The organism is Roseibium sp. (genome assembly GCF_051016195.1).
GTDB lineage: Bacteria > Pseudomonadota > Alphaproteobacteria > Rhizobiales > Stappiaceae > Roseibium.
The window spans coordinates 3,326,131-3,338,042 of sequence record NZ_CP134616.1; the positions used below are offsets into that span (position 1 = coordinate 3,326,131).

At 59.5% G+C, this 11,912-nt stretch carries 11 protein-coding genes; 4 read left to right on the top strand and 7 right to left on the bottom strand.

Annotated features, from left to right (window positions below):
• Positions 1-48 precede the first annotated feature (48 nt).
• Both RDA78_RS15140 and RDA78_RS15145 read right to left on the bottom strand, forming a co-directional pair.
• Positions 49-951 carry an HNH endonuclease gene (locus RDA78_RS15140; protein ID WP_434050658.1) on the bottom strand — a complete coding sequence of 301 codons (903 nt, stop codon included), beginning with the start codon at positions 949-951 and terminating at the stop codon, positions 49-51.
• A gap of 97 nt (positions 952-1,048) precedes the next feature.
• A complete protein-coding gene (locus tag RDA78_RS15145; protein ID WP_434050659.1) occupies positions 1,049-2,584 on the bottom strand; it encodes a diguanylate cyclase domain-containing protein in 1,536 nt (511 codons plus the stop codon).
• 231 nt (positions 2,585-2,815) lie between these two features.
• On the opposite strand from RDA78_RS15145, the gene RDA78_RS15150 reads away from it, so the two are divergent.
• Positions 2,816-3,667 carry a hypothetical protein gene (locus RDA78_RS15150; protein ID WP_434050660.1) on the top strand — a complete coding sequence of 284 codons (852 nt, stop codon included), beginning with the start codon at positions 2,816-2,818 and terminating at the stop codon, positions 3,665-3,667.
• 11 nt (positions 3,668-3,678) lie between these two features.
• On the opposite strand, the gene betC is transcribed toward RDA78_RS15150, so the two are convergent.
• The gene (betC, locus tag RDA78_RS15155) at positions 3,679-5,196 is read right to left on the bottom strand and encodes a choline-sulfatase (RefSeq protein WP_434050661.1); all 1,518 of its coding nucleotides are present in this window, start codon (positions 5,194-5,196) and stop codon (positions 3,679-3,681) included.
• Positions 5,197-5,648: 452 nt separating this feature from the next.
• Here betC and RDA78_RS15160 point away from each other — a divergent pair, with 452 nt between their 5' ends.
• Positions 5,649-6,125 carry a MerR family transcriptional regulator gene (locus tag RDA78_RS15160; RefSeq protein ID WP_434050662.1) on the top strand — a complete coding sequence of 159 codons (477 nt, stop codon included), beginning with the start codon at positions 5,649-5,651 and terminating at the stop codon, positions 6,123-6,125.
• Positions 6,079-6,462 carry a carboxymuconolactone decarboxylase family protein gene (locus RDA78_RS15165; protein ID WP_434050663.1) on the top strand — a complete coding sequence of 128 codons (384 nt, stop codon included), beginning with the start codon at positions 6,079-6,081 and terminating at the stop codon, positions 6,460-6,462. Before RDA78_RS15160 ends, RDA78_RS15165 begins: the two co-directional genes overlap by 47 nt.
• A 52-nt stretch (positions 6,463-6,514) precedes the next feature.
• Here the strand turns inward: RDA78_RS15165 and RDA78_RS15170 are convergent, their stop codons facing one another.
• Positions 6,515-6,808, bottom strand: coding sequence for a SelT/SelW/SelH family protein (locus tag RDA78_RS15170; protein WP_434050664.1), 294 nt, complete (start codon positions 6,806-6,808; stop codon positions 6,515-6,517).
• 150 nt (positions 6,809-6,958) lie between these two features.
• On the opposite strand from RDA78_RS15170, the gene RDA78_RS15175 reads away from it, so the two are divergent.
• Positions 6,959-7,744, top strand: a complete 786-nt coding sequence (locus RDA78_RS15175) for a phosphotransferase (protein ID WP_434050665.1) — start codon at positions 6,959-6,961, stop codon at positions 7,742-7,744.
• On the opposite strand, the gene RDA78_RS15180 is transcribed toward RDA78_RS15175, so the two are convergent.
• The 3 genes from RDA78_RS15180 to RDA78_RS15190 form a co-directional block, all read right to left on the bottom strand.
• Positions 7,734-8,696 carry a heparan-alpha-glucosaminide N-acetyltransferase gene (locus RDA78_RS15180; protein WP_434050666.1) on the bottom strand — a complete coding sequence of 321 codons (963 nt, stop codon included), beginning with the start codon at positions 8,694-8,696 and terminating at the stop codon, positions 7,734-7,736. The two genes, RDA78_RS15175 and RDA78_RS15180, sit on opposite strands and share 11 nt — an antisense overlap.
• A gap of 570 nt (positions 8,697-9,266) precedes the next feature.
• Complete coding sequence (locus tag RDA78_RS15185; RefSeq protein ID WP_434050667.1) at positions 9,267-9,677, bottom strand: DUF3775 domain-containing protein; 411 nt, start codon at positions 9,675-9,677, stop codon at positions 9,267-9,269.
• Positions 9,678-10,186: 509 nt separating this feature from the next.
• On the bottom strand, positions 10,187-11,827 hold the full coding sequence (locus tag RDA78_RS15190; protein WP_434050668.1) for a hypothetical protein: 1,641 nt from the start codon (positions 11,825-11,827) through the stop codon (positions 10,187-10,189).
• Positions 11,828-11,912: the final 85 nt, after the last annotated feature.

The window sequence follows — 11,912 nt, forward strand, 5'->3', positions numbered from 1 at the left end:
ATAAACGTGGAAACCACGTGGTCAGCATCACGTGTATTCCAATAGCATTCACCGTTTGAATTTGTTCGACCGATGCCAAGCAAGATAATGAGGATGGGGCCTATGTGCCGGGTTCACAGGCACCTTTGCTTTCATGTCTCTGTGCAACAAGTGCGAGACGTCATAATTCAATTGACGCGACGCTAGAATATCAAAGTTATCAGAGAGGCTTAGCAAACCACGATCGAACATCCAGTGAACCGTGCCGGACAACGCTATGCCATTTTGGACTGAGTCGTTACCGCCGTCTTCAACAGGAATTATGTGAGCAGCCTCAACCTCCGGACGACCCTTACCATTGATAAGACGCAGACCTGTGAAGGCACAAGTTCGGTCATAAAGCTTACGAATGTTCTGGCGAAACTTAGCATCCCGAAATGGCTTGTTTACGATCAGCTGTTTGATTGGACGACCACCTAGCGCGCCCGCCAGAGGAACTTGCCGATCCTCCTCAAATCCTTCGAGTTGGGTGGCGTTTCCGATTTCGTCGATACGGGCTGGCCATTCTTCCTGCTCCGCAAATCCGGCGCTAACGATTGCGTGAAAATCAGCTTGGCTCAGAGGCCGAATAGCGTTGATAACGCGTCCACCGTTGGGCCTCCCGTCTGCCTTAAACAGGCCGGTCTCGTAACCACCGTTTGCCGCATAATCAAGTGGGGTCTCAAAATCTAAACACAGATCAAGAAATGCATAAAAATGATCCGCTTTCTCTGTGTCAGGAGCGACTCTAGTTGGCCTGGCAATCGAGGAATAGTAACGACTAGGCAAACCAGCAACAGGGCCATAGTAAACGATCCAGTCGCCGATGGCTTGTTCAACAGTCCGAAGGTATCTCTTTGGAAAATGGTGTCTTACACCTTTAACATCGTCATATGGACTGTCGGGCTTGTAGTAAAAGATAGCGTTTGACATCAAGCATATTCGGTTGAATGGACTGTGAGTTCAACCTATTCGGATAGAATTGTCAGTCAAACACAATATTCTGATTTGAAGGATGCACTTATAGGTATTACCCCCTCACCGCCCGACGCTCGCCACTGTGCATACCTGCCGCCACCGGCGTCTGCTTCTTGTAAAGATCCTCGATGCACACCGCCATGTTGCGTCCGTTTTCCTTGGCGAAATAAAGCGCCTGGTCGGCGAGGGCCAGCAGGTGGGAAGCGGTGTCGGCATGTTTGGGGGCCGATGCCCAGCCGATGCTGACGCCGATTTGCGCAAGACCGCCTGACACGGGTATGGGTTGGGCGATTGCCTCTATCAGTGTGTCGGAGAGCCAGCGCATCCGGTTGTCGTCGACCGGGCCGCGCAGGAGGGCCATGAATTCGTCGCCGCCGGTTCTGGCCACCAGCGCGTGGCCGGATAGAACCTTGCGCAGCCGATGGGCGACCTGGCGGATGACCATGTCACCGGCTTCGTGGCCATAGGTGTCGTTGACCGCCTTGAACCGGTCCAGATCGATGGCCATCACAGCGCAGGGCGTTTCATGGCAGGCCTCCATCGCGCGGTCGAATTCGCTATGGAAACGAGGCCGGTTGGCAAGGCCGGTCATAAGGTCGTGGGTCGCCATGCGCCGGTTGAGGGTTTCGCTGTCTTCCAACGCCTTGGACTTCTGTGCCAGCTTGCGCGCAAAGACGATGCCGATGGCAACGAACATCAACACCAGAAGAACCGCGATCGGGCCGATCGTGTTTCGGATCTTGCTGCCGGGTGCTGCACTCGTCCACTCGAAATAGCCGATCGGCCTGTGACCGTGCACGGCGACCGGCACGCTGGCCGCATGATGGTCGCTGCCGGCAACATAGGTGAAGTCCTCGAGCAGCAGCGTTTCACCGATTTCGCTTAGAAAGGCTTCCTCGATGAGGGCGACCGACACGATCACCCCCGGAGGGCCGTCGGGCAGAGACAGGTTTGCCGTCTCCGGCACGATGGCCATGGCGCTCACAAGGGCCGGTTTTCCGTCCACATCGCGCACATCGGTGGCGTAGATCGGCGCGAGTTCTCCCTTCTCGACATATTTCACCTTGAAGCCGTTGGCTGAAGGACGGCGGACGGTCTGATAGCCGATGCGCGCCTTGGCGATAAGGTCCCGCGTCGCGTCCAAAACCTCCTGGCCGGCGATGGGCGGGACAATCTCGTCCTCGGCGGCAACCAGGATCGCCTTGTTGCGGCCATCAACGATCAGTGTCCAGTCATGGTGAAAGTCGAGCCACATCTGGCGGGCGATTTCATGGGCGAACGCATCGTCGATGCGGTCGTCGATCTGCACTTCGCGCGCCGTCTTGTCGTTGACGGCAATGAAGGTCTGGTGCCGTGCTTCGAGCTCGAGACTGTGTTCCAGCGCCTCGGTCACCAAGGCGCGTTCGTGGCGCAGGGCCAGTTGGTCCGCACGGTGAGTGGTGCTGATGAAGAGATAAACCATGGCGAAGACACCGCCTGCCAGCAGCAAGGCAATCGACGCATAGGCGAAGTGGCGCAAGGTGACGCTCTGGACCGCCTCTCCTGTCGCCGCAGTCGTGGTGCCGTTTGCCGTCTTGTCCCGTTCCATGTCGCGCATGCCCCCACAATGCCGAAACCGTGTCTGTCGGGACAAAGCGTTGCACGGGACGGGTGAAAATCAGGTTTTCAAGCGGAAGAACGGGCGGGGGTTTTGAGAGACTGGGTTAACGTTCAGTGAGCAGGAAAAGGCCAATTTTCTCCAATCCGCCCAAGCTTTGCATCATGCCGCAACGTCGCATACGCTTGGTTGCAACCGCGCCGCATTCTGGAGATACCGTGCATGGAGCTCGACCGCAGACATTTTGTGAGCCTCGCCGCCGGCGGGATGGGACTGTTCCTGCCCGGCGCATCTTCATTGGCGCAGGGAGCAACACCTGGAGCATCGCCGTTTCTCGATCATTTTGGATCCGGCGGCGCTTCCGTGCTGGAGCCACTTCCCTTGATCACCGGCGTTGGGTTCAACGGCAGCCTCAGATATGATGATACGCGGGTGTCCTATCCCGACGGGGTTTCGGTCTGCGTCCAGCCGGCCTGCCGCGTCGAGGATGCCGGCAAGGCCGCTGACCCCGGCGTTCTCGCGCTCTTTCACATTGGTGTTCTCAACCTCCCGCTGAGCTCCGGGCCAGGCGAAGCGATCAATCGGTTGATGCGATTTGCCGTCGAGGTGGAAAAGCTCGATCCGGAGAAATTCGTTTTCGTCTCGACCGAGGTGTTCGAACCGCACTTCGCGAGCGATCCCCTGTTGCAGAAGGGACAGTTCGTGAAACGGGACCTTCAGGAAGCCCGGGCTGCAGGCGACGGGTCGGGGTTTTTCTCTCCGGACGGACATCCGGACACGGACGGGTTCAACTCCGTCAGCCTTCACTATCCGATCGCGGACGCATCTCAGGGAACGCTTGCTTATCCGCTCTCCGGGTTCCTGGAAATCGGTGAGATCAGTCTCGCAGATGCCGCGTCCGGATCGGCGGGCACCGTCGGCGGCGGTTTCGGCCTGGAGCGCCTGGCGCTCGTCTCGGGCAAGAAGTCGCCCGATTACGCGGAAAGCCGCACAATACTGTTTGACCTTGCCAAACAGGAAGCTGCAACAACCGGCGCGGCATTGCCCGAAGGGCTCAAGGCTTTTACGGACTAGGTGCCCGCGGGCTATTCCCCTCGCGGATACCTCTGCCCTTCCTCGACGTCGTTGAGATCCATGTGGTTGCGCATGTAGCGTTCTGAGGCCTTTTGCAGGGGCTGGTAGTCCCAGGGGAAATAGGCGCCGTTGCGCAGGGCCTCGTAGACGATCCAGCGCCGGGCCTGCGACTGGCGCACGTCCGCATCGAAGGCGGACATGTCCCAGCGGGCGCGAACGGCATCGGCGAAGCGCGAGCTTGCGTCTTCAAAGGCCGGATCTTCCGCAAGATTGGTCAGTTCGTAGGGGTCGTCGGCAAGGTTGAAGAGTTGCGGCGGATCGAGTTCGCAGTGAATGTATTTCCAGTCACCTTCGCGCATGCCGACCAGCGGCGCATAGGAGGCTTCTGCTGCATATTCCATGAGGACAGGCGATGTCCGGTCCGCGCCCGTTGCGAGCGGTACGAGGCTTTCGCCATCCGTCCAGGGCATGATCTCGCTCATGTCGATGCCGGCGAGATCGCACAGGGTCGGCAGCACGTCCAGCGTGCTCACCGGTGCGGTGATGCGGCGTGCGCCGAGGTCCCTGTCGGCGACCATCAGGGGTACGCGGGAGGAGCCTTCGAAAAAGGTCATCTTGAACCAGAGCCCGCGCTCACCGAGCATGTCGCCATGGTCGGAAACGAACAGGATGGTGGTGTCGTCCGTCAGATGCATGGCCTCAAGCGCGTGAAGAATTTCGCCGATCTTGTCATCGAGATAGGAAATGTTGGCGAAATAGGCGCGCCTCGACCTGCGGATATCGTCTTCGCCGATGTCGAAGCTGCGCCAGTCATTGGCATCGAAGATGCGCCTGGAATGCGGGTCGTGGTCTTCGTAGGCCCTGGCGGGAACCTGAGGGGACAGGTAGTCGCAGTCCTCATAGAGGTCCCAGTACTTCTTGCGGGCAACATAGGGATCGTGCGGATGGGTGAAGCTCACGGTCAGGCAGAAGGGCCGATCGTATTTGCCGCGGCCATAGTCATAGATCTTGCGGATGGCCTGGAAGGCGACATCGTCGTCATATTCCATCTGGTTGGAAATCTCGGCGACACCGGCACCGGTCACAGACCCCATGTTGTGATACCACCAGTCTATGCGTTCGCCCGGTTTGCGGTAGTCCGGTGTCCAGCCGAAATCGGCGGGATAAATGTCGGTGGTCAGGCGTTCCTCGAACCCGTGCATCTGGTCCGGTCCGACGAAATGCATCTTTCCGGAAAGGCATGTCGTATAGCCGGCCCGGCGCAGGTGATGGGCATAGGTCGGGATGTCGGAGGCAAATTCGGCCGCGTTGTCGTAGACGCCCGTGCGGCGGGGCAACTGGCCGGACATGAAACTCGCCCGGCCCGGGGCACAGAGGGGGGACGCCGTATAGGTGTTCTGGAACCGCACCGTGCGTTCGGCGAGTTTCTTCAGGTTGGGCGCATGCAGAAACCCGGCCGGACCGTCTGGAAACAGGGTGCCGTTCAACTGATCAACCATCAGGATCAGGATGTTCTTGCGGGAGGTCATGGCATTTCCCCTTGGCCGGATCTGGAGCTGCGGGGAGCGTAGCTTTTTCTTGATTGGGCGTTCAATCAAAAACGCGGTTGTTTGTTGCCGATTTCCGACATCCGGCTCTTGACCATTACAGTCCGGGCCGGAATGTCCTGTTGATTTCATTTCTTCGTGAAAACGGAACACGTTTGCCCACCGCCCGGTCCGGACCTGGATGTTCGCGCACTTTTCCTCCCGGGTTGAATGTAAGCCGCAAGACCAGGGTCCTGTGTGGCTGGAGGCTGCAGGAAAACGGAGACACAGGAGGTATTGGTTTCCGGCCTTCCGCTGCGCTTCAGCCGGAATGACAAGCAAACTTGCTGGAGATCTCCCCCGCAGACCCGTATCGCCGTAAACGGATATCGGGTCTTGACCTGGAGTGCGCTCCAGCCTGTAAGTGGATCAGATCGTTCTGTTCGGAGACAGTCATGCAGATTGGTGATCTTGCTGAAAAGTCGGGACTTTCCACCGACACCCTGCGCTACTACGAGAAGATTGGCCTTTTGCCGAAACCACTCCGCGATGCCGGTGGACGGCGTATCTATGACGAGACGATCCTTAGATGGGTCGACTTTCTCGCAAGGCTCAAATCAACGGGCATGGGGATTCGCAAGCGGCAGCAATATGCCGCGCTGCGCGCCAAGGGGGCCGCGTCCCTTACGGCACGCAGGATCATGCTGGAAGAGCACCGGCAAAAAGTGTCGGACGACATTGCCGCGCTCGCCGACATGCTGACTGTGCTGGACGAAAAAATCGATCTCTACAAAAGGATGGAAGCCGGCGAGCCTGTCGACCCCGCCTTTGAAAGCTGCGCCCGGACCGAACACGGCGCGCGGCCAGGCTTGAAAGGCCGGACTGATGACAACCGCGCTGGAGCAGGGTCGCGCACTGACCCGAAAACTTAATCCCGAACTGGAAACCGTCCTCAACGAAAGATACGACGATATTGTGCCCGGCTTTGCCGAAAGCCTGATCGAGTGGGCCTATGGCCGGCACTATGCACGCCCGGGGCTGGATCTGAAGACGCGGCAGCTGTGCACCATCGCCGCGCTGACCGTGCTGGGTGGCCAGACGGGACCGCAGCTGAAGGTCAATATCGAACATACGCTCGCTGCCGGGGCCGAGCGGCGGGAAATCATCGAGGCGATCTGGCAAATGGCCGTTTATGGCGGACTGCCCGCGGCCATCAACGGGCTCAACGCGGCAAGAGAAGTGTTCGAGGCCGAGGACAGGCCGCGCTGACGCTGGGCCAGACTGCCGTCTCTACCGCTTGACCGGCCGGCAAATGCCCGGATCAGGGTTTTTCCCGGTCGGCGTGTCCGAGGTCCCTGTCAGGCCACACGAGGTCACGCAGCCGCTTCTTGAGAAGCTTGGCCTCCGGGAAGCCACCGTCCCGCGCCCTGTCCCACACGGAGTGTCCATCACACGTAATCTGAAAGATGCCCCCGGTGCCCGGAACAAGCGTGACGGCACCGGTCTCTTCGGAAAATGTCGTCAGGATATCCTGTGCCATCCAGGCACTGCGCAGCAACCAATTGCATTGGCGGCAATAGGTGATGATGATATGCGGTGAGGGGACGTCCGTCATGGCGTCTGACTTTCGATATGAGCTAACGACATTCATCCGCTTTTGCCACAATCAGACCCTCCAGCACCAGACGTTCAGGACGCCCTTGCGGCCCATCCGGGGCTCCGGGAGACTTGCGGTACCGTTCTGCGCACGACGTCCCAGGCGGGATTGAGCAATCGGGTCTACCGTTTGGAGACGGATCGGGGAGCGTTTTTCCTTCGCCTTCCACGCGTCGAAACCGCCGGAATGGTGGACCGTTACGACGAGGCTGAGAACATCGGACATGCCGCCGATCTCGGCATTGCCCTCGGGCCGCTCTTTTGTGAGCCGGGAGAGGGGGTTCTGATGACCCGGGCGGTGGATACGGTCAGCGCCACGCCGGATGTCCTGGCCGCGCGTCTCGGAGATGTGCTGGGGAAGCTTCATGCCTCAAAGTGTGCATTTCGGGGAGAGCTCGATCCCGATCACGTGATCGAGGCCCAACTGGAGGCGCTGGGAACAGGGGGAACCACGGTGGGGGATGTTGCTCGATTGAAGTCCCTTCTTGTGGACCTGCAGCCTTTCGAGCCTGCTGAACGTGGATGCCGCCGGGTTCCAAGTCATGGCGATCCGTCGCCCGGAAACTGCCTCATGACGTCCGACCGGTTGTGGCTTATCGACTGGGAGTATTCCGCAATGGCCGAACCTGCCTGGGACATTGCCTATGCGAGCCTGGAACACGGATTTTCGCGTGCGCAGGAACGAGAACTCCTGGAGGCTTACCGGCAAAGAGCGGGTGATCGGCTGCGCCCGACGCCGCGCGAGTTGCAGATCATGAAGATAAAGTGCGACGTGGTTTCCGCACTTTGGGGACTGGAGCAACTGCGTCAGGGAAGCGACAAGACGGATTTTCATGTCTTCGCGCGTGCACGGCTGGACAGGGCAGTTGCCACCGCCCGAGCGATCACCGGCTGACCGGCGGGCGCAGTTCCGGGTCGGCAAGGCAAAGAAGATACTGATCGTTCATGCGGGTTCGCAGCGACTGGTCGGCTGGATCAACGACAAGCAGGTTCCAGGTACCGTCCGCTTTCAGGTGTTCGAGGGTACATGTGCAGGCGTCGGTGCAAACATCGGATGTGCCGAGCGTATCCTGGCACGCATTTGCGCAATTGCTGATGAAGGCATCGCCTGCGCGGTCAAGTTCCGGTCCGAAGGAAGCAACGAGCCAGACGAGACCGTAAAGCACGGGCTGGTGGATCAGGTAGATCGACAGGGAATGTCGTCCCAGGAACCGCGCACTGCGGCCGGCTTTTCCGGAGCAGGACGGCCCGCCCAATCGATCCCACGCGTTCCACTGCCGAAGCGCTCCTGAAAGGGCCAGTCCAGCCAGAGTGACGCCCGCCCAGGGTGCCAGCGGCACATAGTCCACGCTGCCGAATAGCGGCGTACCCAATCCGGTCCAGAGCCATGCCTGTCCGTCAAAGAAGGGGGACCCCGCCCAAATTGGCAGCGTAACAAGGAAGACAGCGCCGACGACGGCAAACCAGAACGGTCGCCCGATGAATGGCAGCGCAACAAGGCTGGCGGCGGCAATGCAGTGCAGGATGCCGAACCGGACGAAACTGCTGCCGAAAGTGAAATAGGTGACCAGCGTTACGCCTGCGGCCGCCGCGGCAATCAGAAAGAACCTGCGCCAGAAGGATGACCAGCGGATCGTTTCGTGATGCGCGAGGTCGAGGCTGACACCAGCCAGAAAAAGAAAACTTCCCGCGATCATGCCGGCAAAGGTTTTCCAGCCCGTCCCTTCCGCGACGGGCCAGTCAACAAAGGCGAACCAGTAGAGATCCCACGAGAAGTGGTAGATCACCATGGCGACGACCGCGAGGCCGCGGGCAACATCGAGCACGGCCAAGCGTTTGGTCGCCATCAAAAGGCTTTCCGAAAAAGGAGCGTCAGCATTCCCCGATCGCTACAGGATCGGGTGTCAATTCTCAAGCTTTCGGGATTATGCGCTGCTGAACGCAACAACCAGGGTTGTTATCAAAGCTGTCGCGGCGATCATTGCGCCGACATACGGCCACGGAGACGGGCGATGCACTGTAAATACATCGCGGTTCGCCGGGTCTTGCAGCATTGCCCTCAACTCCCATGTCCCACCATGAACTTGGGCGAGAGTGAGGCAATTCGGCCTTTGCGAAAAGCCCCGAAATGACTCTGGGGGCGTGTTTTCCCAAGAAAAACACGAGGGTGTGGAGACTATGCCTGAGCAGTTCTGCCTCTTGATGCCTTCAAGGTATTGAAATCAAGGGAGAAGGGTCGTTTCTGAAAAACTGTGAAGGCACCTTCAACCAAAAGGCGACCTTCCGGGGTGCGGCGGTAGCGTCCGGTTCAGGGGCGTAAAGCAACCATCGGCCATCCGGCAGATGAAATTGAGCCGCGAGACCATCTTCGCGTCCGCCATGCCAATTGCCGTGCTGTGGCTGGCGCGGAAGACAGTTCACAGGTCCAGCGCGTCGAGCCCCGCTTCGAGATAATCGGCCAGCAACGGCATTCCGAGCAGGTACTTCGCCGTCGATCCGACCGCGCGCTCCTTGGCCTCCTCGAGGGCCTGTTCAAAATCCTCGGCGTCGAAATCACCGCGTCCCACCCAGGCGATGGCGACAAGTCCGGCGGCCTCGTCGACGTTGAGGTCCTCGATCAGTTCGCGCAGCTCCGTGTCGGACAGGTCCGTGCTTTCCTCTTCCGCGAGACCGTCGTGGTTGTGGCCTTCTTCAAGCGTGTCCGCATCGAATTCCACTTCGCCGTCGTGTCCGTCCTCGAAGGTGTCGCGCATCGAAGACGCGGCGGCGCGTGCCTTCTGTACGAACATGCGGATCGTATCTGCTGAGAGCGTGAGGTTGATATCCATGGCTGCCTCCGACAAACCTGTCTTTTCTTTATCAATCCACTTTGTGTCGTTGGCAATGGTCATGTCACGCATTCCTTGTCTCACTCCCAGCCGGCTCAACGGATGTTACCCCCAGGGTTATCCACGTAATCCAAAGTTGGCTTAACAGCATCCCGGTTAAGTTGCCCGATCTTTGATTTGCAAGACCCAGTGCACTTGCCGTTGGTTTCCCTCTTGCTTTAGTTTGCAGGATCAGGCCTGTCCTTGACCGGGATCAAGGCATGCGGCGAAGCGTCCGAGGATTGCATTCCACGAACGCTCGAGCGTGGCAGAACAGGCGACAATTTTCCGGGGGCGGACCGGGCACGCGGTCCGGTTTCCAAACGAAGGTTTGGAACCGGACCGTTTTCCTTTCAAATTTCATTCCATATCAAGACGAGTTGCGGCTAATCCGTCCCCTTAGACGCACGTCCGCATCAAGCAATCCGCGCGCTTCGGTTGGCGAAATTCCCGCACCCGACGCGCCGGTGTCAGGCAGCCCTGGCACGGCTCCGGCAATAGCAGGACGCATGAACGGGGACCGTCGCGCGTGCCGCGGCCTTGTCCAGCAGCAGTTCCACGTGCCTGGCCTCCGTCAGCTCGCCGCGTCTTACCAGGCACTCATGCAGACCATGCAGGCTCCAGATGTTCTGGGGATGCTGGCAGGCCCTGGCGAGCGTGTTGTCGAGGCCGAGATCGGCACGGTAGACGCCTTCGGCTTCCTCGAAACGACCGTCCTCCAGCAAAAGCGCCCCAAGGGCGTGACGGGTTGGCTGCATCCAGCCCCAGGGCTCGTCATACATGAGATTGTCATCGAGCTCGACGGACCGGCGCAGATGATCAAGACCCGCCTCGCTGTTGCCCGACTTGAACGCAAGTTCGCCGTCCATCATCGCCTCGCCGATAGCAAGGACATCGTCTGCGGTGTTGTTGAAAACCATGCGGCTTTCCTGCACGGCGCGGCGGGCCGCAAGGGCTCGCTCACGTTCCGCCGCCGCGTCTTCAAGACGGCCCAGGTTCGCGAGCGCAACCACGCGTGCCTGCAGGATCGCCGCTGTCGTATAGCTGTAGAGCTCCGCATCTGCCGGGAGCGGTTCGTCGAGAATTTCCTGCCACTGACCGAACCGGACCATGACGTGAATCTTCTTGCCGTAGAAGGATTCAAACAGATCGGGAAAGAAACGGACGACCTCGTCGGGCAGCATGCGCATCAGTTCCTCCGATGCCGCCAGGGCCTTTTCCGGCTGCCCGAGGAACATGGCGCCGTACGCCTCGAAGTGCACATTGTGGATCCGGTAGAGCGTGTAGAAGTTCTGTGGCCCGGCAACCTCTTCGTATTTCCGGTCGACTTCGGCGGCCCGGTGGTTGCGCCAGACGACATTCTGGTAGTCACCGCACAGAACGTCGATGTGCGTTGCCATGTGGCAGAGATGCCCGCTGTCCGGAACGAGGTCCACAAGACGGTCGCCGTGTTTCAGCGCCTTTTCCGGGGTCGGCGACATTTCCATGAGATGGATGTACATGTGCAGGAGGCCCGGATGGTCCCAGGCGTCACCGCGGTTTTCAAAGACCTTTTCCAGCGCGGCCTGGGCTTCCAGCGTGGAGGCACCTGCAGCGGGCTTTCCTTCCTTGAGGTCCCAGAGTTGCCAGGGCGACCGGTTCATCAGGGCTTCGGCAAAGACCGTGACGACGTCGAGATCATCACCGTGCTCCGCATGGACGATCCGCATCGCATCTGAAAAGGCATCGTGCCAGGGGAGGTAGTCCTCGACCGCCGGGTCCTCCGGAAAGCGTTTGCCGATCGCTTCGATCAGCGCCGTTTCAACCGGGCGCAGCCTGTCTCTCAGCGCCAGTCCCGCGGCAACGGTCTCGTGCGCCTTTTCCAACATCGAAACGCGTTCGTCGGGTTCGAAGAACTCCCAGGGCTTGTTGTAGTTCGGCCCGATGGCATAGGCCAATCCCCAGTAGGCCATGCCACAGTCCGGGTCGCTGGCGAGCGCTTTTTCGAAACAGACCGCTGCCGCTTCGTGGTTATAGCCGTAAAGCCAGATCAGACCCTTGTCGAACTGGCGCTGGGCCTCCGCAGACTGTGTCGTGATCTTTCTTGAATAGGTCCCGAGATCAAAATCCATGTCGCTCCCCCCAAATACTCTCCGGTTTTGCTCGAATTCGAGCGGTGCCAGCTTGTTTCGAAGCTCTATTCAGACGCCATAATTC